Consider the following 24,726-nt stretch of genomic DNA (forward strand, 5'->3'; position numbering starts at 1 on the left):
CAAGCTCGCTCGTTCAGGATGACAGACGCTTTGCTGACCGCTGACGCAAACGTCGAGGGGCAGCAGATAGCGCGAACGTTGACGGTCAGCGGGTGAGGTCCTTCGCTGCGCTCAGGATGACAACTGCGAGTTGCACGCTTTCACCAAAACCCCCGACCCACGACCCACGACCCATGACCCATGACCCATGACCCATGACCCATGACCCATGACCCATGACCCAGTATGCTACCGTCTACCCGACTGTGGCAGCGCCCGATCCGCCGAGGAGTCTCACCGATGAAGTCACTCCTGCTCACCAACGAGTACCCGCCCTATATCTATGGCGGGGCCGGCGTCCACGTCGAGTTTCTCAGCCGCGAGCTGGCGAAGCTGATCGACGTCGAGGTGCGCTCGTTTGGGGACCAGGACGAGCAGGATGGCAGCCTGCGGGTGCGCGGCTACGGCCTGGACGACAGCGCGTTTACCGCCCCGAAGAACCTGACGCCGGTGTTCGGTGCGTTCTCGCGGAACATCGCGATGGCCGCCACGACTGTGGATGCCGACGTCGTCCACACCCACACCTGGTACGCCAGCCTCGGCGGGATCGTCGTCAAGCAGGCGTATGGCATCCCGCTGGTCTGCACCACCCACTCGCTGGAGCCGCTCCGCCCCTGGAAGCGCGAGCAACTGGGGGGAGGCTACGACGCCTCGGCTTGGGTCGAGCGGACCTCGCTGGAGATGGCCGACGCCATCGTGGCCGTCTCGCGGGGGACGCGCGAGGACGTGCTGGCCAACTTCAACGTCAAGCCGGAGCGCGTCCACGTCATCCACAACGGCATCGACCTGGACCTCTACCGCCCCAAGTCTACGACGGCCACCCTGGAGCGGCTCGGCATCGACCCGGCCCGCCCGTTCGTCCTGTTCGTCGGGCGGATCACCCGCCAGAAGGGCATCGTCCACCTCGCGCGGGCGATCCCGCAGATCGATCCGGACGCCCAGATCGTCCTGTGCGCCGGGGCGCCGGACACCCCGGAGATCGCCGCCGAGATGGGGCAGGCCGTCGCCACCGCCCGCGCGGCGCGGCCGGGCGTGATCTGGGTGCAGGAGATGCTGCCACGCGATCAGGTCATCGAGCTGTACTCGCAGGCCGCCGTCTTCGCCTGCCCGTCCGTCTACGAGCCGTTCGGGATCATCAACCTGGAGGCGATGGCCTGCGCGACGCCCGTCGTGGCGACGGCGACGGGCGGCATTCTCGAAGTGGTGATCGAGGGTGAGACGGGACTGCTGGTGCCCATCGAGCAGGCGGGCGGCGCGTCGTTCGAGCCGGCCGACCCGGCCCGCTTCAGCCGCGACCTTGCCGCTGCGATCAACAAACTGCTCGCCGATCCGCCCCTGCGCGAGCGGATGGGCGCGGCCGGGCGTACGCGGGTCGAGGAGCACTTCTCGTGGGGGGCCATCGCGCGGCGCACGGTGGACCTGTACGAGTCGCTGGGGTCGGGCCGGGCCTAACGGGGCCGGGCCTAGCGGGGCCGGGCCGCCCAGTAGCCTTCGCCGGCGCAGCTGCGACAGAGCACCCGGCCGCCCTGGTGGACTTCCCGCTCGTTCATGATCTCCTCGCCGCATTGCCCACACGGCACATGCAGCCCCGGCCGGCTGATGATCGCCTCCAGGCTCACCGAGAGGGTCACCTCGGCCGAGCGCAGCAGCAGCTCGGCCGGCATCACTTTGTAGCTTTCGAGCATCGTGTGCCAGGAGTCCTCGGCGCCGCCGTGCCACTCACGCGCACGCTGCCGCGCGGCCGGGTGCGGCCAGATCCGCACGGCTCGGCCGGTCTCGACGTCCACGAACGTCGCGGCGACTTTCCCGTAGTCCTCGATCCGGAGCGTCCGGCGTCCCGCCCGGCAGCCCGTCGCCGCTGAGATCCCGTCGGCCGCGCAGCCGTCCGTCTCGACAAACGTGAACAGCCGCCGGTCCTGGCGCGGCAGCTCCAGCCCCAACAGCTCGCCCGCGTACCGGCCCATCCGGACGGCCAGCACCTGTCGGGGGCACAGGCGGGAGTGGCCTTCCGCCGCGCGCGCGAGGCAGGCGTCCAGCGAGTCTGCGCTCGGGCGCGGCGGCTCGGCCACCAGCGCGTTGGACGCCCCGGCGGTCTGGGAATAGGCCTGCCGGACCTGTTCGAGGATCTCGGGCACGTACTCGGGCATGCTGGACTCCAGGTGCGTCCGACTCGGAGGTTGGGGCAGCGAGCGGACTCACCGGCCTGACCGCTCCTCTGTCATCGTAGGCGTCCAGCAAGCAGCCTGGATGTGACACCTGTCACTGCTTCAGCAGGATGCCACCCGCCCGTTCGGGTGGGACGGGATCGCGCGGCCAGCCGACCGTTCGGCGTGCGCATCCGCACGCCGCGCCACGGCCGATGGCTGCTCGTCAGACGGCCTTCCGCCGCCCGGTCCCTTCGAGTGGCGCTCGACAGCCGCGCACGGCAGGCTACATTCCCGCTGCAACCCCGCACAGAGATGAGAGCGCTCATCTTCGGGAAGATGTGGAACGCAGGCCGGGACATTTGTCCTGCCCATCCCACCCCTGGCCGGGCGTACCGTGTAGCTAAGGGTCTTGCGAGGCGACGAGTGACGCGGATGACCCGACTCCACACGACCCGCCGCCCCGTGCTGTTCTTGACCCGGAAGGTTGGGACGCACGCTATGTCACCACATTGGACACTCGATCGGAGAACATTCCTCAAGTGGTCTGGTGCGCTTGCGGGTGTGACCGCCGCGGAGGCCCTCGCCTCCGAGGGGCACATCCCGTTCTCGGTCCTGCCGGCTGCCGCCGACGGACGCGCATCGCTGCCACTCCCGCTGCTCGCCGCGACCGCTCCCGCGGCTGAGCGCGTGGTCGCCACCGGCTGTGGCAACAACTGCGGCGGACGCTGCGTACTGCTCGCCCATATCAAAGACGGCGTCATCACCCGCATCGAGTCCGACCCCGATCCGGACCTGCCGGACCAGCCGCAGCTACGCGCCTGCCTGCGTGGGCGGTCCTACCGGCAGATCGTCTACCACCCGGACCGCCTGAAGTACCCCATGAAGCGCGTCGGCGCGCGCGGCGAGGGCAAGTTCGAGCGCATCTCCTGGGACGAGGCGACCACGACGATCGCCGAGCAGGTCAAGCGCGTCACCGCGCAGTACGGCCCGCTCGCCATCTACGTCAACTACGGTTCTGGCATCTCGGGCATCAATCGCGGCGACGCCTGGGCGCGTCGGCTGCTCGGCCTCTACTCTGGCGATTTCCTCAGCTACTACGGAACCTACTCCTCAGGCCAGACCAGCTACGCCACGCCCTTCACCTACGGTGTCGGCAGCACCGGCAACATGTGGTCCGACCTGGTCAACTCCAAGCTGATCATCCTGCTGGGCCACAACCCTGGCGAGACCGTCTTCGGCACGAACAGCATGTACTGGCTGCGGAAGGCCCGGGAGGCCGGCGCACGCATCATCAGTATCGATCCACGCTACACCGACACCGCCGTCGCCATCGCCGACGAGTGGATCCCGATCCGCCCCAGCACCGACAGCGCCCTGATGGACGCGATGGCCTTCGTCATCATCACCGAGGGCATGGCCGACCAGCAGTTCCTGGAGACCTATACCCTCGGCTTCGACGAGGCCCACATGCCGGAGGGCATCCCGGCCGGCAACTCCTACAAGAACTACATTCTGGGCGAGGCTGACGGGCAGCCGAAGACGCCCGAGTGGGCCGAGCCGATCACCGGCATCCCGGCCAGCACGATCCGCCAGCTTGGCCGCGAGTACGGCTCGATCAAGCCGGCCGCCTTCGTGGCCGGCTACGGGCCGCAGCGCCACGCCAACGGCGAGCAGAGCGTCCGCTCCAACTCGGTCCTGCCGGCGCTGACGGGCAACGTCGGCGTGCACGGCGGCTGGGCCGGTGGGGCGGGCGGCACCCCGGCCGGCGCGAAGCTCGGCGCGATCCCGTTCGAGGGTGGCAAGGTCAAGATCTCCTGCTTCATGTGGACCGACGCGGTCATCCGTGGCAAGGAGATGACGGCCAAGACTGACCTGATCCAGGGCGCTGACAAGCTCCCGACCAACGTCAAGTTCATCTTCAACCTGGCCGGCAACACCCTGGTCAACCAGCACTCGGACATCCTGCGGACCCAGAAGATCCTCAAGGATGAGTCGATGGCCGAGTTCATCGTCAGCTCGGACATCTTCCAGACGCCGAGCACGCTGTACTCGGACCTGGTTCTGCCCGGCCCCAGCATCTTCGAGCGCCCGAACATCGTCACGCCGTGGGGCTACGGCGAGTACATCATCTACCTGCACCAGCTCCTCGAGCCGATGTACGAGACGCGCAACGAGTACGACTGGATGAGCGACGTCGCCCAGAAGCTGGGGGTCGGCGAGAGGTTCACCGAGGGCAAGACGGCGGATGACTGGCTGCGCTTCGTCACCGAGGCGACGGCCAAGGGCCATCCCGAGTGGCCCGGCTTCGAGGCCTTCAAGGAGAAGGGCTCGTTCAAGCTCTGGTTCAAGACGCCGGTCGTCGCCTTCGAGAAGCAGATCAAGGATCCTGCCAACGCCCCGTTCACGACGCCCAGCGGCAAGATCGAGATCTTCTCGGAGCGGCTCTGGAAGCGCGGCCAGCTTGACACGGTGCCGGCCATCCCCAAGTACGTGCCGGCCTTCGAAGGCCCGGCCGATCCGCTGATCGCGAAGTTCCCGCTCCAGCTCGTCAGCTTCCACTTCAAGCGGCGCGTCCACTCCACCCACGACAACAACCCCTGGATGATCGAGATGGCCCCCCAGGTGTTGTGGGTCAACCCGATGGACGCCCAGGCGCGCGGCATCGAGGACGGCGATCAGGTAAAGGTCTTCAACGACCGTGGTGCGACGCTCGTGCCGGCCAAGGTGACCCCGCGCATCATGCCGGGCGTGCTGGGCCTGCCACAGGGCGCCTGGTTCACCCCCAACGCCCAGGGGATCGACGCCAACGGCTCGGCCAACGTCCTCTCGACGCAGCGTGGCAGCTACATGAGCAACTCGAACCCGCAGCACGACAACCTCGTGCAGCTCGTCAAGGCGTAGCCTGACAGAAAGGAGGCGCCCGGCAATGGCAACCCAACTGGGGTTCTACGTGAACCAGCAATACTGCATGGGGTGCATGACCTGTCAGGTCGCCTGCAAGGACAAGAACAACCTCAGCCTCGGCGTCAACTTCCGCCGCGTGCAGGAGGTCTCCGGCGGCAGCTTCGCGAAGCAGGGTGAGGCCTACATCCCGAACGTCTTCGCGTACTGGATCAGCGTCGCCTGCAACCACTGCACCGAGCCGAAGTGCGTGGAGAACTGCCCGACGGGGGCCATGCACAAGAACGCTGAGGACGGCATCGTCTCCGTCACCAGGGAGGAGTGCATCGGCTGCCAGTACTGCACCTGGAGCTGCCCGTACGGCGCGCCGCAGTACGACGAGAAGCAGGGCAAGACCTTCAAGTGCGATATGTGCGCTGACCTGCGCTCCGAGGGCAAGAACCCGGCCTGCGTGGACGCCTGCCCGATGCGCGCTATCGAGTACGGCCCCATTGAGGAGCTGAAGGCGCGGCATCCGGATGCGGTGGTCGCGTTCCAGGGCCTGCCCGATCCGAAGCTCACGAAGCCCAACACGATCTATTCCCCGCACCGGTCGGCGGTCATGCTGGCCGCCACGCCGGGAATGAAGGCGGAGGTGCGGTAGCCATGTTGGAGAAGGAGTTGCCACTCGTCTTCTTCACGCTGCTCGGACAGGCGGCAGGCGGCCTCTTCCTGGCTGGCCTGCTGGCGCGGGAGTACCTGACTCGGCGGCTGCCCGCCAGCGAGGCGCTTGCCGAAACACGCCGGGCGATGCACTGGTCGCTGGGGCTGCTGATCGTGGCGGCGCTCGTCTCGTTCGTCCACCTCGGCTCGCCGCTGGGGGCGTTCCGGGCCGCCAACAACGTCATGCACTCGGCGCTGGCCCAGGAGATCGTGGCGCTCGGCGCGTTCGGGGCGCTGCTGGTGGCCAGCGTAGCGCTCGACTACCGTGGCTGGCCGCAGCCGCTGAGCAGGATCGTCGGCTGGCTGACGGCGGCGGCGGGGCTGGTGCTGGTGCTGGCGATGAGCCGCATCTACCAGAGCACCATCATCCCGGCCTGGACCTCGTCGTTCACGCCCGTCTCGTTCGTGGCAGCCTACCTGGTGCTGGGCGGCGGCCTGCTGCTGCTGACCCTGCCGCGCGCCGCGACGAGTGTGGTGGGCATCGCGGCGGCGGCCGGACTGCTCGGGGTGGTCAGCCAGGTGGTGGCGCTGCCGTTCTACCTTGCCGAACTGGGAGGAGGCTCGGCGTTCGCGCGGCAGGCGCTGACCGTCCTGACCGGCGACATGGTCCTGACGCTCGGGGCCAGCGTGGTGCTGCTGCTGCTGGCGGCGGCGGTGATGGCCCTGCTGTGGGTGCGTCACACGCTCGCGCCGAGACTGGTGTACCTCGCCGTCTTCCTGGCTATCGCCGGGGAGCTTGCCGCGCGGGCTGCCTTCTACGGGTCAGCCGTGCCGATTCGGGTCGGGTGAGTCATGCTCGAACAGCTGGCGCCGGCTGATACCCGGCTCGTCCGGGCGCTTGTGTACCGCTTCCTGGCGACGATGTACCTTGCCGAGCCGGACGCCGGCTGGCTGACCGGCCTCGCGCGGGACGGCCTGCTGGACGAGTTCCCCGTCCAGGACGAGGCCGGCGTCATCGACCGCGGCCTCGGGCTGCTGCGGCCATCGTTGCAGCGGTTGGCGGCTGAGGGCCGCCCGGCCGAGGCCGAGGCGGCGGCGATCCGCCGGGACTTCTACACCCTCTTCGCGGGGCCGGGCCACGTGCCCGCCCCACCGTGGGAGTCGGTCTACCGCACTGAGGAGCGGCTGCTCTTCGACTGGCCGACGCACGCCGTACGGCAGGCCTACCGCACGATGGCGATCCGTACGGCCCGCCCCGACGAGGCCGACGACCACATCGGGCTGGAGTTGCTGTTCCTGGCCCTGCTGGACGAACGGGCGGCCGGCGGCGATGCGTCGGCGGCAACGGCGCACCGTCAGTTCCTGCGGGAGCACGTGCTCCAGTGGGCGCATCGCTTCTGCGAGGACGTGCGGGCCGCCGCCGAGACGGACTTCTGGCGCGGGGTGGCCCTGGTGACCAGCGGGGTGCTGGCGCTGGAGCATGGCGTGTAGCCTCCACGAGGCCATCATGCAATCGCCCTGCAGAACACCCCCGCTCAGTGGGCGGGGGTGTTTTCGGCTGGTACGCTGCAGAGCCTGTCTCAGGGTCTCGGGCCTGTCGCGCGGGGCTACTTAAAGTGGTCCCCGCGCTGACTGGTGCAGGGCGTGGAGCGTTACCGTCCCAGCACCACGGGGGCGCACACGATCAGGTCGTTGCCGGTCCACACGTCGAGCTGGTAGCTGCCGCCTTCCAGCCCGGGGAACCGGAAGCTGCCGTCGCCGTCCGCGTCCATCTCGGCGCGGTGGCTGCCGTTCTCCAGCAGGACGGTCGCCTGTGGGACCGGCTCGCCGTCCCAGGAGACCTGCCCCGTCAGCAGATGCCGACTCGGGCGGGAGTCCGGTGCGCCCTGGATCATCACCTCGTACTCGTCGGCGGCGAACAGGAGCGTGTGCCCGAGCGCGGTCGCGCCGCGGACGCCCACCCGAGCCGTGCGTGGGCCCAGGTTGTAGACCAGCGTCGCCACCAGCCGGCGCAGCGGGCTGTCCGTCTGCTCGACGGCGGCGGCTGGGCGCGGCTGCTGCGCGATCTGGCAGGCCCGGATCAGTTGCTGCTGCGACACCAGCGGCAGGCCATCTGCTTTCAGCACGGCAGTCAGTGCCTCGACGGCATCGGCTGCGAGCCGTCCCTCCCCCAGCAGCTGAAAGATCGGCGCGACCTGTCGTGCTCCGTGCAAGACGCCCTCCGCCGTCGGATTCTGCTCGATCATGTTCTCGTGCCCCCTGGAGCCGCCACCACGCACGCACCCGCTGGCCGCCCGCTGCGCGGCCTGGACGCCTGCGTTCACTAGAGAGGTCTGCCGCGAGGATGCCATCCGTACAATTTCGGCGGCGCGCCCATGCAGCCACGCACTCGTTCCAACGGGGTGAGACGCCCGCAAGAGCCGCCCAGATCGGATATCTCTGCCAGGGCCAGCATCCGTGCATGGCACCAGGCAACACAGGGCGATTGCACGTTGGGCTTGCCGTGCAGCGTCGTCGGGGCTTGAAAGCCCCGCCTACCATCCTGCAGTCGCTTCGCGACGCCCCAGTCTCACCCGTCGATGCTCTGCCCGGTGCCCGTCGCGCAGCGACGGAACGACTGTAGGCGGGGGTTTCAACCCCCGCCTGCGCGTTTCGCGACGGTGTGGGAACACCGACGAACATGCAATCGCCCTGCCAGGCAACACCCCATTGTCATCCTGAGTGGAGCGAGCTTGCGAGCGGAACGAAGGATCTCACCCGCTGGCGCGACACTCGACGGTCGGCGGGCGAGGTGCACGTTGACGGCCAACAGGTAGCACAAGCGTTGACGGTCGGCGGGTGAGGTCCTTCGCCCCGCTCAGGATGACAAATGGGGGTCGCGACCTCTCCTCAGCGCTTCTCTGACCGTCTGCCGACCTACACCACTGTCGGGCTGGTTACCGGTGCAGCAGTGGACAGGGTGAGCGAGGACGGTGGCACAGCCGGGCCGCTCGCCTCGACGTCGGCCGGCGTCAGTGCGAGGTGGCGCTCCAGGAAGTCCGCCACCTGAGGGTAGGCTGTCAGCCGATTCTTCAGCTTCGCCAGCCCGTGCCCCTCGTCCTCGTAGCGCAGGTACTCCACCGTCCGCCCGCGCGACTTGAGCGTCTGGACGATCTGCTCGGCCTCGTGGATCGGGACGCGCGGATCGTTCGCCCCGTGGATCACCATCAGCGGCGCGACGATCCTGTCTGCCTTGTGGATCGGGGAGATCGCTTCCAGCACGGCGCGGTCGTGGGCCAGCGAGCCGTACTCGACCTCCCGATGATGCCGCCGCCACGGGCCGGTGTTCTCCAGGAACGTCACGAAGTTGGCGATGCCGACGATGTCCACGCCAGCCGCCCACAACTCCGGGTTCTCGGTGAGAGCCGCCAGCACCATGTAGCCGCCGTAGCTCGCGCCCATCACCGCGAGCCGCCGCGGATGGGCCAGCCCGGCCCGGGCCGCCCAGCGCGCCGCCTCTGCGAGATCGCGGACGGAGTCTGGGCGTAGCGCGACGTCGTCCAGGTGGACGTACGGCGTCCCGTAGCCGAGACTGCCGCGCACGTTCGGCGCAACCACCACAAAGCCCCGGTGGACGAAGTACTGGATGACGCCGTTATACATCGTCCGAATCTGCGACTCCGGGCCGCCGTGCATGTAGAAGAGGGCCGGGGCCGTGCCGTCCGCCGTGTGTTCGTGCGGCCGGTAGACGAAGGCCGGGATCTCGCGGCCGTCGAACGTCGGGTAGTGGACCAACTCGGCCGGGGCCAGGCGGTCCAGGTCGAGGCCGCCGGCCCAGGTGTCCGTCACCCGGCGCGGCGCACCGTCGGTCTGCACCGTCTCGGGCGTGGCAACGTAGAGGCTGGCCGGCCGGTCCGCCGCCGAGAAGGTGAATGCCAGCTGCCGGCCGTCCGGCGACCAGGAGAACGTTGGCAGCCACTTGTACGGCTCGTAGGCCTGCCCAGTCGGGATCGGGATGGCCGTCTCCTGGCCGGTCGCCATCTCGTGGACCCAGACCTCGGAGTAGCCGTCCACGTTGATCTGATAGGCGATCTTGCTCCCGTCCGGAGCGACGGCGACGTCGTCGATGTCCCAGTCCGGGCAGGCCAGCCAGCGGAGGCTGCCCGTGTCCGTGTCGAGGGCGGCCAGCCCCAGGAAGTCGCGCCCCTGGTCCGTGACGCAGTAGGCGGTCCGGCTGTCCGCGCCCCAGGCAAGCTGGCGGTAACGGGCCGGGGTGGGTGCGGCCGGGGTGTGGCCGGCCGTCAGGCGGCGGGCCACGCCGCTCGCCAGTTCAAGGACGTACACCGCGTGCTCCCAGGCCGAGCCGGCCTCCTGGAGCAGCAGCCGCGCGCCATCTGGCGAGACGCCGCAGGCGTAGTAGGCGCCCTCTTCCTGGCCCTCGCCGGGGAAGACGTGGCGGCGCTCGCCCGTTTCAACGTCCAGCAGGTAGGCGTCGAAGAAGCGGGCGTTGCGCTCGTTGGAGGCGTAGGCGATCTGCCGCCCGTTCGGGTGCCACCCGCCGAACTGGTGGATCGCGTCGGGCATGTGGGTGAGCAGGCGCGGCGTCACGCCGGGCCGCTCGATCAGTGAGAGCTGGGTGCGCTCGTTGCCGCCCACGTCGGCGGCCACGACCAGTCGCTCGGAGCCGGGGCCGGGCCAGGCGCCCGTCACCCGGTCGAACGAGACGCCGACCGGCTCCGGCCAGCGCCCTTCAGCGTCGAGTCGGACGGACCACAGGCCAGGCGCACCAGTCAGGTCGGACAGGAAGAACAGCCGTGTGCCGTCCTGGCTGAAGCGCGGCCCGAAGGCCGAGCGCGCGCTGAGAAACTGATCAAGTCGATACATCAGCTCGATCCCACTCCCCCAACGTGCTCCCCAGCACCCGCTCATGCGGCAGCCCCCACTGCCACCCGCTATCGTCCGCTGGTCAGGCCGTCGCCCACCACCACGAACGGCGCCCAGAAGTACGGATGGTTGTACTGCTCGCGGATCGCCAGCATCGCCGTCCGCAATGCCTCGGCTGGCGGCGCGCCGTCGCGCAGGCTGCCGTAGAACCGCCCCATCAGGCGGGCCGTGCTCTCGTCGCTCACCGTCCAGAGGCTGGCGACCACCGAGGCGCAGCCGGCGCTCAGCAATCCTCTCGTCAGGCCCATCACCTCGTCACCGGCCGTGATGCCGCTCACGCCCGTCTCGCAGGCCGAGAGCGTCACCAGTTGCGCGCCCCGCGCCACCTCGGCCAGATCCTTGACCGTCAGCCAGGCGTCCGCCAGCTTGATCGAGGAGAAGCCGGGGTTGTCGGCGCGGAAGACGCCGTGCGTCGCCAGGTGGAGCACGTCGAAGGTTCCGGCGTGCCGCTTGAGTACCCTGGATGTCGCGCGCGGCCCCTGGGCCACCTTCGCCGAATCCCAGGTTGCACTGACGGCCGCAACCTCTTCGGGGACGGACGGCAGGCTCGGATCGTCGATCCCGACGACCATCGCCCGGTCGCCGATGGGGCGTGCCACGCCCCGGCAGACGTGCAGCACGGCGGCGCTCGGCGCGACGGTGATGGCGTACCGGTCGATCAGGTAGCCCGCGCCGTCGTGGAAGGCGTGGAACGGCAGGCCGTGCAGCGCCCCGTGCGGCACCACGATCAGCGAGTCGCCCTCGCGCAGGAGGTCTTCGACCGGGCCGACGATCAGGGTGTAAAGCTGATTGAGGCAGCGGTCGATGCCCTTTCGCAGCATCTCGAGCTTGCTCATCACGTACCCGGTGCCGAGCGCGCACTTGCCGATCTGGAAGCTGAGCTTGTCCACCAGCGCTTCGGCCTCGTCGAGTGGCGCGACCGGCCGCAGCTCGACCTCCGCGCCGCGCCGCACGAACGCCACCAGCTCCTGCCCGACGCTGTAGTACTCGATCAGGACATGGTTCTCTGGGAGGGGCGTCTCGGCCAGCGCCACCTGATCGACGTGCCCCCCGTTGCCGGCCGCCGGCCGCTCGCTGCCGCCGGCCAGCTCGAGCTGCCGAGCCGCCCGCGCCAGGGCCGCCTCGAGGTCGGCAATCGAGTCGCCGGTGCCGGACCTGGGCGACTGCGCCAGGGCGTCGCCGGTCGGGGCCACGTTCCCTTCGTAGGCCGCGAGGTAGGCCGCGCTCAACTGGGTGCGGAGGTCGCGGACCCGCTGGGCCAGCCGCGACGCTTTCGTGCGCCGCGACCTGGCCGGTCCGCTTGCGCCGGCCAGCACGTCGTCCAGCAGCGCCCGCGACTTCGACCGCTCGACGTACCGGTACGCCTCGGCCACGGACTCCGGCGACGGCTCGCGCACCAGCAGCCCGACCAGCCGCTCGTAGACGTCAGCCTTGTCGGTCAGGAAGGCGACTTTCAGCTCGGCGGCCACGGCCCGCGAGCGGACGGCTTCCAGGTGCTCGACGGCCTTGCGGTAGCTTTCGGCGGCCTCGGCCGGCGAGGCGGACTCGAGCAGCGCCCCGAGCGCCTCGTGCGCCTGGAACAGCAGGTGATCGGCGTTGAGGGTGCTGGCGGCGTCGCGGGCGCGCTCGTAGCAGGCGGTGGCCTGCTCCAGATCCCCGAGCAGCGCCAGCACTGCCCCCTCGACCAGCAGGCCGAAGGCCGCACGGTCGAGCGCGCCGGCCCCTTCGAGCGAGCCGGTCGCGGCGCGGCACCCGTCGAGGTGCTGCAACAATTCGTCGGCGTTCACGGATTCCGGGGCCAGCGTGGCTGTCCGCGTCAGCAGGCCGGCCTCCTGGAGCCGCGCCGAGTCTTCCCAGAGACGGTTGCCCATCTCGCCGAAGATGGCGCGGGCCTCAGCGGTGTGCGCCCGGGCGAGATCCACGTCGCCGGCCGCCTCGGCCAGCCGCCCAGCCCAGAGCAGCGCCTGCCCCAGCTCGAACGGCATGCTCAGCCGCCGCAGCCCCTCGATGGCCCGCTCGGCCGCCGCGCTGGACTCCTCGCGGAGGTTCAGCGCGATGCAGGCCGGCAGCATCTCAAGGTCGACCAGCCGGGCGCCCCGGTCGACGCCCAGGCTCTCGTAGATCTGGCCGGACTCGGTCAGCGCCTGGAGCGCCCGGCCGTAGTCGCCACGCCGATACGAGAGGATGCCGATGTTCATCAGCGTCAGCGCGACCTCGGTCTGGAGACCGAGCTGCCGGCGGATGCGCTCGGCGGCCCGCAGGTGGCTCAGCGCCTCCTCATACTGCCCGAGATCGACCAGCACATTGCCGAGGTTCTGCTCGACGTCCGCCAGGAACGAGCGCTCGCCCAGGCGGCGGAACTCGTTGCGGGCGTCGCGGTAGGCGCGGGCGGCGTCGCGCAGGCGGCCCATCGGGCGGTAGAGCGTCCCGAGGTTCAGCGACTGCTTGGCCGCCGAGAGGTCGTCGCCGCGCTCCAGGAAGAAGGCGCGGCTGTCCTGGGCCAGCGTGACGGCGTCGTCGTACCGGCCCTTGTAGCGCAGGGCCGTGACGTGCCCGACCTGGGTCCGCGCGGTCTCGGCGGGCAGCCCGAGCGCGTCGAAGCGTGACTCGGCCTCTTCGTACTGCTGGATGGCGTCGTCGTACTGGCCCAGAAAGCGCAGGGCGTGCGCGTGCGAGCGCATCGCCCGGGCGATGCCTTCGGCGCAGTCGGCGGCCCGCTCCTGGGTCAGCCAGGATGAGGCCGTCTCCAGCCCGAGGCACGGGTTGCTGCGGTTGAGCTTGTCGATCGAGGCGGCCGTCGCGGTCCACTGCTGGTAGCGCTGGGCGTGCAGCGCTTCGGCGTCCTGTACGGACTGCCCGGGCGCCACGCAGGCCGGCGTCGGGATGGCCGGCTGCGGCAGCGGGCTGCTCGGAAAATCGACAAAGGTGTGCGGCCGAGGCAGTGGACTGAGGATGCCGCGCCGGCTGCCCGAGCGCGTCCGGATCGGGCGGTCCGCCGGGCCATCTCCCCCTCTCCGCGTCGGAGAGGGGGTCGGGGGGTGAGGTCCGCCCGCGGGGCTGGGGGCGTGAGGTCCGCCCGCCCGGCCGGCAGCCTGAGGTCTCTTTGCCATGCCTATGCGGCTCCTGCCAGCGCCGTGCCGATGTCGAACGGCGGCACGATGATCAGCATGTCGCCGGCCTGTGCCCAGAAGCCGCAGCGCACAGCCAGCCCCTGCACCAGCTTGAAGCGGCCCTCGAGGTCCGTCTCGGTTGAGACGCCGTCCTCCAGGGAGATGATGGCGGCCGGGACCGGCTCGCCATCGGCCAGCAGCTGCCCGGCCAGCCGCAGCCAGCCGGCCGCTTCGCCGGCCACGACTTCCAGCACGATCTCGTACTCGGCTGCCGTGAACAGCAGACGGCGCTCATGGCCGCGCACCGTACGGACGCCGTACGGCAGCGAGACGGTCTGGGTGTCGTACAGCACTTCAGCGGTCAGCGAGGGCATCGCGCAACTCCCGAAAACACCTTCCTCGGATCGGTCCGATGCTGTTGGCCGAGCAGCCCAGCTCCTGGGCGATCTCGGCGTAGGAGACGGTCTCGTCAAAGAAGAGGGCCTTGAGCAGCTTCCGGCAGCGCGGCGAGAGCGTGGCGAAGGCCGCCCGCACCCGCAGGCTGGTCTCCCGCTCGATGGCGTCGTGCTCGGGGTCCGCGGCCGGGTCCACCATGATGTCGAGCGCGCCATCCGGCTGCTGGCTCTCGTGGCGGCGCGCCAGCCGCTTGCGGGCGTCCCAGGCGGTTCGGCCGGCCGTCGTGACGAGCCATGGCCCGAGGCGTTCTTGCGAACGGACGCTCGCAAGACTGCGCCAGAGTGCGACCCAGACATCCTGGAAGGCGTCGGCGGCCTCTTCGGCCGGCAGGTGGTAGCGGCGGATCACCGCTTCGACCAGCCGCGCGTACCGCCCGATCAGCTCGTGCCAGGCGGCGTCGTCGCCGTCGAGGCAGCGTCCGACCAGCTCGCCGTCGTCTGCGGCGTGGGCGGCAGCGCCGGGGACGGGCAGGCTGGATGGCGGCTGCACGGACTCTGCACGCATGCGCTGCTCCTCCTCCCCCACAGGACGCTCTTCCAGGTGCGCGGCGGACACTGGCGGACTGAGTGGTGTGTGCGACGACGTCGAGCCTGCGCCACCCCTGCGCTACGACCCGCACTCCCACAGGTGGAAGCCGACTCGGCATCTTGACGGAAGCCCCAGATGATAGGGACCCATCGAGCGCCGGCCGCCCTGGCCTCGCGTCACTCCTCCGCATGTCTCAACGCACAGAAGGAGGCCGAAGGGACAGCCACGCCCGATCCATCCTGGCTGCTCCGGCGAGACTGGCCCAGGATCCCCCCTGTTGAACAGGCACAGGTGCGCCGATACTCAAGAAGGGACTGCGAAAGAGCGATGTCCATCTGGTCACCTTCTGGCGACCGGCTCCGTTGGTCTCAAGCAGGGGGCATGGGGACATGGGGAGTGCCGTCTGGTGATACAGACCGTGCGCGACATTGGCGTCGGTGGTGGTAGCGCAAGCGTGGCCATCGAGCCGCCGCGTGCCCTGGCCGACACGCTGACCACGGGCGCACAGGTGGGCTGGCAGACATTCGACGTGCTGCACGACCTGGCTGGCCTCGTCATGCTGGCGCTCGTCGTGCTGGCGACCCTGATGGCGTTGCGGTCCGTGCGCGCGCGCCGCGCCGCGACAACCGCTGCATCCAAGCTGACGGCCCTCGAAGAGTACAGCAAGGCCCGCCGCCAGCATGAGGAGCGCTTCCGCTCGCTGGTGCTCAACACCTCGGACGTCATCACCATCCTGAGCGTGCACGGCGGCATCGCCTTCCACAGCCCGTCTGCCAGCCGCATCTGGGGCTACTCGGCGGACGCGCTGAAGAACGCCAGCCTCTACACGCTGGTGCACGCCGAGGATGTGGAGATCGCGCGGGACCTGCTGGCCCAGGCGCTGACCCGTCCGCGCCTGAGCATGGCCGCCGAGATGCGGCTGCGCCTTGCGGACGAGTCGTGGTGCTACTTCGAGGTCGTGGCGACGAACCTGTTGCGCGATCCGCGTGTGAACGGCATCGTCACCACTTTCCGCGACATCACCGAGCGCAAGGAGTTCGAGCAGGCCCTGCGCTACCAGGCGTTCCACGACTCGCTGACGGACCTGCCGAACCGAACCCTGTTTGTGGACCGTGTCGAGCGGGCGATGGCGCGGGCCCAGGCGGCCGGCCAGGAGGGCGGCGTCGCCGTGATGTTCCTGGATCTGGACAACTTCAAGGTCATCAACGACAGCCTGGGGCACGCCGTTGGCGACCAATTGTTGAACACCCTGGCCGAGCGCATCAAGGAGTGCCTGCGCCACGAGGATACGCTGGCTCGCCTGAGCGGCGACGAGTTCGCGATCCTGATCGAGGACGTGTGGACGGAGGACGGCGCGCGCCGCCTCGCCGAGCGGATCCAGGAGCAGATGGTCTCGCCGTTCATCTTGAACCGGCGGGAGGTCTTCGCCAGCCTGAGCATCGGCATCGTCGTGAGCGGCCCCTCGCACAGCCGCCCGGACGATCTGCTGCGCGACGCCGACCTGGCGATGTACCGCGCGAAGGCGAACGGCAAGGCCCGCTCGGAGGTCTTCGACCACACGATGAACGCTCAGGCCTCGGAGCGGCTGGCGCTGGAGACGGCGTTGCGGCGGGCCATCGAGCGGCAGGAGTTGCGGGTCTACTACCAGCCGCTGGTCCGCATCGACACGGCGGCGGTGGTGGGCTTCGAGGCGCTGGTGCGCTGGCAGCATCCGGATCGGGGGTTGATCTCCCCGGCCGAGTTCATCCCGCTGGCGGAAGAGACGGGGATGATCGTGCCGATTGGCGCGTGGGTGCTGGAGGAGGCCTGCCGGCAGGTCCAGGTGTGGCAGGAGGAGCGCTGCAACGGGCGCGGCCTGCTGCTGAGCGTGAACGTCTCGGCGCGACAGTTCCAGAGCCCGGACCTGGTGGAGACGGTGGCGTGGGTGCTGGAGGAGACGGGCTTCAACCCGACGCACCTGAAGCTGGAGCTGACCGAGAGCATGATGATGCACGACGTGGAGCGGACCATTCAGCGGCTGGACGAGCTGAAGGGCCTCTCGATCCAGCTGGTGGTGGACGACTTCGGGACGGGGTACTCGTCGCTGGCGTACCTGCGGCGCTTCCCGATCTCGGTGCTGAAGGTGGACAAGTCGTTCATCTGGCGGCTCGGGACGGACCCCGGCGACGACGCGATTGTGCGGTCCATCGTGACGCTGGCCGGCGACCTCGGCATGCAGGTGGTGGCGGAGGGGATCGAGACGGCGGAGCAGTTGGAAGCGTTGCGGGCGCTCCAGTGCGACTACGGGCAAGGCTACTATTTCAGCCCGCCGGTCCCGAGCCACCTGGCGGAGACGTTCGTCACGCCGAGCGCGGGCATCCTGCTGCCGGTGCCGCTGGCGCCCCGCACCGCCACCGCGGCTTCTGAGAACGCCGCCGCCGAGGATCTGGCGTCGTAGGTCCTACCGAACGAACGCCGACGCATCATCGCAAGCCAGTCCTCTGACGTCTGACGTCGAGGCTTCGTGTCTGTCGTCAAGGACTTGTGGTCGGGGACGGCGTCAGCGCAATTGGGCGCCCAGCGGGAGGCCCAGCCCGCCCAGGTTCAGCGCAAACGTCAGCGCCTCTTTCAGCAGGGACGGATCGTTGAACTCCCCGGCCGTCAGATAGGCGCCGAGCGCTGTCGCCTCGCACGACGGCGTGGATCCCACAGGTGGGTTGCAGTAGATCTCTTCAGCCTGGGTCCGTAGGCGGACCGGATACCCGACGAAGACCTCGGCGATGCGTTGGTCCGAGAGGACGTTGACCCACACACGGTAGGGACTCGGCACCGAGACTCGGGGACGTGGCACGCCGACGAACGAGCTGCCGTCGCGCCAGACGCTCGGGGCGGTCATGACTGGCCGGCCGGGGCATCCGACATCGACGATGGGCTCGCGCTGACCGTATCCACCACGGTCCCAGGCCGGGTGCCCGGAGACGCTGTTCAGCGCCTGTCGTACCGCTATGTCCGGTGCATTGACCGCCTCACGTGGGACGCCGTCAACCTGCACGCAGACCGCCAGCCCATCTCGTGAGTCCACAATCAACCCGTCATGCGTGAACGCAGGCCGACGCGCATTCACGGCGGACGCTTCCGACAAGAAGACAATCCCCGCTGTCAGAAGCACCGCCCTTCTCGCGGGCTGTGGCCCTGTTGCTGGCGACCGCCGGGCCGCACGATCTGCCTGCCGTGCGCTACCCTGTCCGTGCGCCGGCGACGGCGCGGGCGCGACCGCCCAGGCGGCCCGCGGCCCACTCACTCTCACGTCAGGCGCACCCGCACCCAGCGCGTGCGCCGCCAGTCTGCCACAGCGTTGTGGAGCGTCCCGCTGACGGGACGACAGGAGGTCACGTGAGCTGGCTCAACGATTTCAGCTTCGGTCCGATGTCGCGCGTGGTGTTCGGGCAGGGCAAGGCGAAGGAGGCCGGCTCCATCGCCAAAGGGCTGGGCGGCACGGCAGCCCTGGTCATGACGGACGGCATGCTGCACCGCCTCGGGCTGACCGAGACTATCGAAGCCTCGTTGCGCGAGGCCGGCGTCCGCGTCGAGCTGTTCAACGGCGTCGTCACCGAGCCGACCCTCGCATCGGTCGAGGCCGCCGAGGCGATGTACCGCGAGCGCACCTGCGACATCATCGTCGCGGTCGGCGGCGGCAGCTCGATGGACAGCGCCAAAGCCGTCTCACTGCTGATCGGCAACGGCGGCACGTTCCAGGAGTACACCCAGCGGCGGACCGGAGCGGACTGGTCGCCGGCGAAGGTCGCCTCGCAGAAGGGGCCGGACGTCATCACCGTGCCGACCACGGCCGGCACCGGCGCGGAGGCCACCTCCGGCTGCGGCGTCTTCGATCCAGAGTCCGGTATCAAGCTCTGGGCCGGCGGGCCGCACGTCCGCCCGACGGTCGCCCTGTGCGATCCGCTCCTGACCACCTCGATGCCCCCGCGCGTGACGGCAGATACCGGTTTCGACGCGCTCTCGCAGGGCATCGAGGGATACTTGACGCGCTCGGTCAACCCGTACGCCGACACGCTGCTGCTGACGGCCATCGAGATGATCGGCCAGAACCTCCCGAAGGCGTTCGCCAACGGGGCGAACATCGAGGCGCGGGCAGGAATGCTCTGCGCCGCGACGATGGTCGGCACGGCCTTCCCCTACGCCGGGCTGATCCACGTCCACACCTACGCCGAGGTGCTGGGCGACCTGACCCACCTGCCGCACGGCCGGCTGATCGGGCTGATGCTGCCGCACGTGCTGGAGTGGGTGGCGCCCGGCTGCCCAGAGAAGCTGACCCGCGTGGCGCAGGCGCTCGGGGAGAACGTGGCCGGACTCTCACCGACCGAGGGGGCCGAGCGGGCGCTGGCCGCCGTCCGACGCCTCCGCGGCCAGTGCGAGATCGAGGAGCCGCTCAGCTCGCACAACATGACCGAGGAGATGGTGCAGACCTGCGCCGAGCGGGTGTTCGCGCAGCACGCGCCGCGCTCGATTGGCGGGCCGCGCGCGTTCCGGACGCTCGAAGAGGTGACGGCGGTGCTACGCGCGGCGTACTAGTGGCCCGAAGCAACCTCGCCCTCCAGCCCGCTGCGCCGCGCAGCGGGCTGGAGGGCGAGGTCTCCCGCGGTGAGCGTCCCCGCCCCTGGCACGATTCTTGTACCGGTCGTTCGCGTCCAATGCCGGACATGCACTCCAGGATCCCGGTGGAGGGGAGACGACGTGCGTGCGACGTGAGCTGCCGGCTGCCACACTGGGGGTAGCGGCCGGCCTGGTGCTGGTGCTGCTCATCTATCTCGGCTCGCGGGGCCTCAAGGACTTCGACTCGGCCCTCGTCGGGTACGCCGTGGGCACGGTCTTCGCCGCCGCGGCCATCACCCACCGCTACACCCGCTGGATCTCCCGTCCGCCCACCTGGCGCTACTTCCGCGCCGGCTGGGTCAATTTTCTGTCCTGGCGCAACTTCTTGCGCTACACCACGCTGATCCCGCGCGCGTGGTGGACGGACATCTTCGCGCAGACGTTCATCCTCAAGCGCAGCACGTCGCGCTGGTTCGCGCACATGGCGATCTTCTGGGGTGTCGTGCTCTCCTGCGCCATCACCTTCCCGCTGACCTTCGGCTGGCTGCGCTTCACCTACATCGATCCCGGCGTCTATCAGCTATGGTTCTTCGGGCTGCCGATGATGACGTTTCCCATCGAGGAGACGTTTGGCTGGGTGCTCTACCACGCCCTCGACTTCACATCGGTGCTGCTGATCGCCGGGCTGGTCGTCGCGATGTGGCGGCGGATCACAGACGCCGGGCTGCTGGTCACCCAGCGGTTCGGGTTCGATCTGCTGCCGCTGGTGCTGCTGTTCGCCATCGCGCTGACGGGGCTGATGCTGACGGCATCCTCGCTGTGGTGGGAGGGCCGCTACTACTGGTTTATCTCGCTCACCCATCAGGTGGTGGTGGTCGCGTGGCTGCTCTCGCTGCCGTTCGGCAAGTTCTTCCACATCGTGCAGCGACCGGCCTCGATTGGCGTCACCCTGTATCAGGTCGTCAACCAGGATGTTGCCCACTACGGCCCGGAGCGCTCGACCGGCGCCTGCGCCCGCTGCGGCGGCGAGCTGCCCTCCGAGCAGTTCGTTGCCGATCTCAAGGCGACGCTCGCCGATCTCGGGCAGCGCTACGAGCTTGGCGACGGGCAGGGCGCGATGCAGGATTACTGCCCGACCTGCAAGCGCGTGCTGCGCGGGCAGGCGTACTACCGGCTGATGGGCAATCGTTTCGTCTAATCTCAGGCCACCTTCGGAACACCGGAAGGGCCCTCACCCCCCGGCCCCGGAAGGGCCCTCACCCCCCGACCCCCTCTCCCTGTGCGCGGGAGAGGGGGAGACGCACGAGGCCGTCGTTGCTCCCCCTCTCCCGCGCACAGGGAGAGGGGGCCGGGGGGTGAGGGCCCTTCCGGAGCCGGGGGGTGAGGGCCCTTCCGGGGCCGGGGTGAGGGTCTGGCAAGTTCACCAGGAAACCAGAGGCACGATGAGCGTCAATCGCGGCACCTTTGTCGAGCGGCGTGACGTCAACGAGGATTTCCAGCAGGTCGGCCGCGCGCCCTCAGAGTGGGCCGGCGCCGACCGCGTTCCCGAGCGGCTGGTCCCCACCCACTGCTCGTTTTGCGGCGTCCAGTGCGCGATGCACCTGCGCGTGGCCGACGGGCAGGTCATCGGCGTCGAGCCGCGTGACTATCCCCACAATCGCGGCTCGCTGTGCCCGAAGGGAATCGTGGCGTACCAGCAGGCGAGTCACCCGGACCGCCTCACCCATCCGCTGATCCGGCGGGGCGGGAAGGGCGGCCGGCTCGAACGGGCCACCTGGGACGAGGCTCTGGACTACATCGTCGGGCGCTGGCAGGCGATCCAGGCCGAGCACGGCCGGGACGCCGTTGCCGTCTACAGCGGCTCCTCGATGACCAACGAGAAGTGCTACCTGACCGGCAAGTTTGCGCGGGTCGGGCTGGGCACCCGCCACATCGACTACAACGGGCGGCTCTGCATGTCCTCGGCGGCCACGGCCTACGCCAGGGCGTTCGGGATCGACCGCTCGCCGCTGCCGATGACCGACATCCCGCTGGCGGACTGCATCTTCGTGGCCGGCTCCAACGTGGCCGAGTGCTTCCCCATCGTGATGCAGTGGATCTGGCAGGCCCGCGACCGTGGCGCCAGCCTGATCGTGGCCGACCCGCGCGAGACGCCCATCGCCCGCACCGCCGATCTCTGGCTGCCGGTCCGCCCGGGCACGGACGTGGCCCTGCTCAACGTGATGTTGCGGCAGGTGATCCGCGACGGGCTGGTGGACGAGGCGTATCTGGCCGCCCGCACGACCGGCTGGGCGGACGTCCGCGCGGCCGTCGAGGAGTACACCCCCGAGCTGGCCGAGCGCATCACCGGCGTCCCGGCCGAGCGGATCGTGGCGGCGGCCCGCCTCTACGGCCGCGCCCCGACCTCGCTGATCATGCATGCGCGCGGCATCGAGCACAGCACCCACGGCATCAACAACTGCCTCGCCTGCATCAACCTGGCCCTGGCACGGGGGCAGGTCGGCAAGCCCGGCGGCGGCACGATGATGATCACCGGCCAGGGCAACGGCCAGGGCGGGCGGGAAGTCGGGCAGAAGGCGAACCAGCTGCCCGGCTACCGGCACATCGACGTGCTGGAGGAGCGACAGTACATCGCGGACGTCTGGGGCATCCCGGAGCCGGAGCTGCCACAGGAGGGCGCCGCCGCTACCGAGATGGTCAAGCTGATGGCCGACGGGACCATCAAGAGCTGCTTGATCCTCTGCTCCAACTTGATGGTCTCGCTGCCGGACAACCAGACGGTGGCGCGGGCGCTCGACGCGCTCGATCCGCTGGTGGTGATCGACTTCTTCCTCTCGGAGACGGCTGAGCGGGCGGACGTGGTGCTGCCCGGCACGGTCTGGTGCGAGGACGAGGGGACGACGACCAATCTCGAAGGGCGCATCGTCAAGATCAACCGGGCCGCCGAGCCGCCCGGCGAGGCCCGCCGTGACTGGCAGATCCTTTCGGAGCTGGCGCGGCGGATGGGTCGCGGGCAGTTCTTCCAGTACGCAGGCACCCGCCAGATCTTCGACGAGCTGCGGCTGGCCTCGAAGGGCGGCGTCTCGGACTACTACGGCGTCACCTGGGAGAAGATCGATGCCCAGGACGGCGTCTTCTGGCCCTGCCCGACCGAGGATCACCCCGGCACGCCGCGCCTCTTCGAGGAGCGGTTCGGGCACCCGGACGGCCGGGCGCGGATGTCCCCGCTCCGCTACGAGCCGCCGGCCGAGGAGCCGAGCGAGGCGTACCCGTTCCGCCTGACGACCGGCCGGGTGGTCTACCACTACCTGAGCGGCACCCAGACGCGGCGGCTCGGCTTCCTCAACGCCCAGGCGCCCGAGCCGTGGGTCGAGATCCACCCGATGATGGCCGAGCGGCTGGGCATCCGGGACCACGAGATCGTGCGGGTGCGGACGCCGCGCGGCGCGATGGACCTGAAGGCCGTCGTCGTCCCGACGATCCGCCCGGACACCCTCTTCATCCCGTTCCACTACGGCCACCTGGGGGCCGCCAACCAGTTGACCAACCCGGCCGTGGACCCCGCCTGCAAGATCCCCGAGTACAAGGCCTGCGCCGCCGCCGTCGAGCGGCTGGACGGCCGGCCGCTCGACCTCGGGGAGGGGGATCGGGCTGCGCGCGTCAACTACACGCCGCAGACCGATCCGAAGATGTTCCCGTACGCCGTCGGCGAGACCAAGACGCCGGCCAGCCAGGAAGCGAAGCGTTTCTAGACGGTTCTGGGAGGAGCGTGCGCTGGTGGCGATCAAGACGCTGTTTGTCGATCCGTCGCGCTGCATCGGCTGCCGGGCCTGCGAAGCCGCCTGCCGGGAGTGCGACTCCCACAAGGGCGAGAGCATGGTCATGGTCGATTTCGTGGACCGTGGCTGGAGCGTTGCGACTCAACCCACGGTCTGCATGCACTGCGTGGACCCGGTCGCGCCGTGCGCCCAGGTCTGCCCGGTCCTGGCGATTCAGATCACGCCGGAGGGCGTGGTGCAGCAGGCCGAGCCGTCGCGGTGCATCGGCTGCCGGAACTGCGTGTTCGCCTGCCCGTTTGGCGTGCCCAAGTTTGATGTGGAAGCGCGGCTGATGAAGAAGTGCAACCTCTGCTACGACCGTACCGCTCAGGACTTGAAGCCGTGGTGCGCCCAGGCCTGCCCGACGCAGGCGCTCTGGTACGGCGACTACGAGGAGTTCGCCAACCAGCGGCAGGGACGGGCGATCAACCTCACGGACTTCGGGACGCAGACGGTCAGGACGAGGGTCTACCAGGTCGTGGCGGCTGAGACGCCGGCCCTGGACCTGGCCGGGCTGCTCCGCGAGGCCCGCGCCGAGGCCGGCCAGCCCGAGCGGTCGCGCCAGGAGGCCTGGGTCTTATGAGCGAGCGTGCGAGCAACATCGCCCGGATGGCGGCCCAGGGGCTGCCGATCCCGGCCACCGTGCGCCCCGGCCGCTGGCGGGCGGCCTTCCCCTACCACTGGGACGCCGACGACCTCGTCTCGCGGCGCGAGATGTTGCGGTTCGCGGTGTTGGCGTCAGGGTCACTGTTTGCCGGCACGGCGCTGCTGGCCGTGCTGGGCTGGATCGACAATCGGCGGCGCGGCTCGCCGAAGCCCATCGTGCGGGCGACAGACGTGCCCGAGGGGGCGGCCCACTACTTCAACTACCCCGAGCCAGACGACCAGGCCGTGCTGCTGCATCTGCCGGGCGACCGCTTCGTGGCGTTCAGCCAGAAGTGTACGCACCTGTCGTGCGCCGTCTACTTTCAGCCCGAGCAGCGGCGGCTCTACTGCCCGTGCCACGAGGGCGTCTTCGACATGGAGACCGGCGAGGCCGTGGCCGGGCCGCCACAGCGGCGGCTGCCGCAGATCGCGCTGCGCCGCGACGGCGACATGCTCGTCGCCCTGGAGGAGATGCCATGACGCCCGAGCGCGGCCCGCTGAATGGCCCGGGGGCGGACGGGGTCCCCACATGGGGAGCGCCCTCGGTCTACCGCTCGCCAGTGGACGGCGCGGAAGGCCACTCGCCACCGCCCGGGCAGATTGCCGTGGTGATGGCGGCGCTGATGCTCGGCCTCCTGCTGATGACCATTCAACTCTGGCTGCTGACGGTGGCGCTGGAGTTGTACCTGGGCGGGCAGGGCCGGCAGGTCTGGCTGCTGGCCGTCGTCTCGGGGCTGATCTTCCTCGGCGGCATCCTCGTGCTGAAGGTGCTGGGGCGGCGGCCACGGCTGGCCCGCTGACCCGGTCTGGAGGGGAACGGTGGCAAGAAGGCGCACCGGAGGCGGCGCTCCCACGAGCGCGCCCAGCCACGCATCGAACACGCAGGGTGCGGGCAGGCGTGGTGCGGGCCAGCCGCGCGCAAGCGGC

General features: G+C 69.7%; 19 protein-coding genes. 12 read left to right on the plus strand and 7 right to left on the minus strand.

The annotated features are described in order from the left end of the window. Positions 1-279 precede the first annotated feature (279 nt). A complete protein-coding gene (glgA, locus tag IT306_18260) occupies positions 280-1,491 on the plus strand; it encodes a glycogen synthase (protein MCC7370375.1) in 1,212 nt (403 codons plus the stop codon). Positions 1,492-1,502: 11 nt separating this feature from the next. Here glgA and IT306_18265 read toward each other — a convergent pair whose 3' ends face one another. Beyond that, entirely contained in the window at positions 1,503-2,186 is a 684-nt protein-coding gene (locus IT306_18265) for a TraR/DksA C4-type zinc finger protein (GenBank protein ID MCC7370376.1), read from the minus strand. Between the two features lie 498 nt (positions 2,187-2,684). On the opposite strand from IT306_18265, the gene IT306_18270 reads away from it, so the two are divergent. From IT306_18270 to IT306_18285, 4 genes are read left to right on the plus strand one after another with little or no spacing between them, the layout of a single operon-like run. Next, positions 2,685-5,087: a molybdopterin-dependent oxidoreductase gene (locus IT306_18270; protein ID MCC7370377.1), complete on the plus strand. Its 2,403-nt coding sequence runs from the start codon at positions 2,685-2,687 to the stop codon at positions 5,085-5,087. 25 nt (positions 5,088-5,112) lie between these two features. Further along, positions 5,113-5,730 carry a dimethylsulfoxide reductase subunit B gene (gene dmsB, locus IT306_18275; protein ID MCC7370378.1) on the plus strand — a complete coding sequence of 206 codons (618 nt, stop codon included), beginning with the start codon at positions 5,113-5,115 and terminating at the stop codon, positions 5,728-5,730. A 2-nt stretch (positions 5,731-5,732) separates the two neighbouring features. After that, positions 5,733-6,578, plus strand: coding sequence for a dimethyl sulfoxide reductase anchor subunit (locus IT306_18280; GenBank protein ID MCC7370379.1), 846 nt, complete (start codon positions 5,733-5,735; stop codon positions 6,576-6,578). 3 nt (positions 6,579-6,581) lie between these two features. After that, entirely contained in the window at positions 6,582-7,220 is a 639-nt protein-coding gene (locus tag IT306_18285) for a molecular chaperone TorD family protein (GenBank protein MCC7370380.1), read from the plus strand. 161 nt (positions 7,221-7,381) lie between these two features. Here IT306_18285 and IT306_18290 read toward each other — a convergent pair whose 3' ends face one another. The 5 genes from IT306_18290 to IT306_18310 form a co-directional block, all read right to left on the minus strand. Further along, the gene (locus IT306_18290; protein MCC7370381.1) at positions 7,382-7,975 is read right to left on the minus strand and encodes a carboxypeptidase regulatory-like domain-containing protein; all 594 of its coding nucleotides are present in this window, start codon (positions 7,973-7,975) and stop codon (positions 7,382-7,384) included. Positions 7,976-8,645: 670 nt separating this feature from the next. Then, positions 8,646-10,592: a S9 family peptidase gene (locus IT306_18295; GenBank protein ID MCC7370382.1), complete on the minus strand. Its 1,947-nt coding sequence runs from the start codon at positions 10,590-10,592 to the stop codon at positions 8,646-8,648. 68 nt (positions 10,593-10,660) lie between these two features. Next, entirely contained in the window at positions 10,661-13,762 is a 3,102-nt protein-coding gene (locus tag IT306_18300) for a CHAT domain-containing protein (protein MCC7370383.1), read from the minus strand. A gap of 2 nt (positions 13,763-13,764) precedes the next feature. Next, positions 13,765-14,136, minus strand: a complete 372-nt coding sequence (locus IT306_18305) for a hypothetical protein (protein ID MCC7370384.1) — start codon at positions 14,134-14,136, stop codon at positions 13,765-13,767. After that, a complete protein-coding gene (locus IT306_18310) occupies positions 14,117-14,722 on the minus strand; it encodes a sigma-70 family RNA polymerase sigma factor (protein MCC7370385.1) in 606 nt (201 codons plus the stop codon). Before IT306_18310 ends, IT306_18305 begins: the two co-directional genes overlap by 20 nt. Positions 14,723-15,152: 430 nt before the next feature. On the opposite strand from IT306_18310, the gene IT306_18315 reads away from it, so the two are divergent. Beyond that, the gene (locus tag IT306_18315) at positions 15,153-17,183 is read left to right on the plus strand and encodes an EAL domain-containing protein (protein ID MCC7370386.1); all 2,031 of its coding nucleotides are present in this window, start codon (positions 15,153-15,155) and stop codon (positions 17,181-17,183) included. 102 nt (positions 17,184-17,285) lie between these two features. Here IT306_18315 and IT306_18320 read toward each other — a convergent pair whose 3' ends face one another. After that, the gene (locus IT306_18320; protein ID MCC7370387.1) at positions 17,286-17,807 is read right to left on the minus strand and encodes a hypothetical protein; all 522 of its coding nucleotides are present in this window, start codon (positions 17,805-17,807) and stop codon (positions 17,286-17,288) included. Between the two features lie 311 nt (positions 17,808-18,118). On the opposite strand from IT306_18320, the gene IT306_18325 reads away from it, so the two are divergent. From IT306_18325 to IT306_18350, 6 genes are all read left to right on the plus strand, one after another. After that, positions 18,119-19,315: an iron-containing alcohol dehydrogenase gene (locus tag IT306_18325; GenBank protein ID MCC7370388.1), complete on the plus strand. Its 1,197-nt coding sequence runs from the start codon at positions 18,119-18,121 to the stop codon at positions 19,313-19,315. A 166-nt stretch (positions 19,316-19,481) separates the two neighbouring features. Beyond that, positions 19,482-20,534 (plus strand): MFS transporter, encoded by a 1,053-nt coding sequence (locus IT306_18330; protein MCC7370389.1) that lies wholly within the window; start codon positions 19,482-19,484, stop codon positions 20,532-20,534. Positions 20,535-20,778: 244 nt separating this feature from the next. After that, a complete protein-coding gene (locus IT306_18335) occupies positions 20,779-23,088 on the plus strand; it encodes a molybdopterin oxidoreductase family protein (GenBank protein MCC7370390.1) in 2,310 nt (769 codons plus the stop codon). A 25-nt stretch (positions 23,089-23,113) separates the two neighbouring features. Continuing rightward, positions 23,114-23,737: a 4Fe-4S binding protein gene (locus tag IT306_18340; protein MCC7370391.1), complete on the plus strand. Its 624-nt coding sequence runs from the start codon at positions 23,114-23,116 to the stop codon at positions 23,735-23,737. Then, on the plus strand, positions 23,734-24,279 hold the full coding sequence (locus IT306_18345) for a Rieske (2Fe-2S) protein (GenBank protein MCC7370392.1): 546 nt from the start codon (positions 23,734-23,736) through the stop codon (positions 24,277-24,279). Before IT306_18340 ends, IT306_18345 begins: the two co-directional genes overlap by 4 nt. Beyond that, positions 24,276-24,599, plus strand: coding sequence for a hypothetical protein (locus IT306_18350; protein MCC7370393.1), 324 nt, complete (start codon positions 24,276-24,278; stop codon positions 24,597-24,599). The genes IT306_18345 and IT306_18350 overlap by 4 nt, the downstream gene beginning before the upstream one ends. The last annotated feature ends 127 nt before the right edge of the window (positions 24,600-24,726 follow it).

The organism is Chloroflexota bacterium (genome assembly GCA_020850535.1).
GTDB lineage: Bacteria > Chloroflexota > UBA6077 > UBA6077 > JACCZL01 > JADZEM01.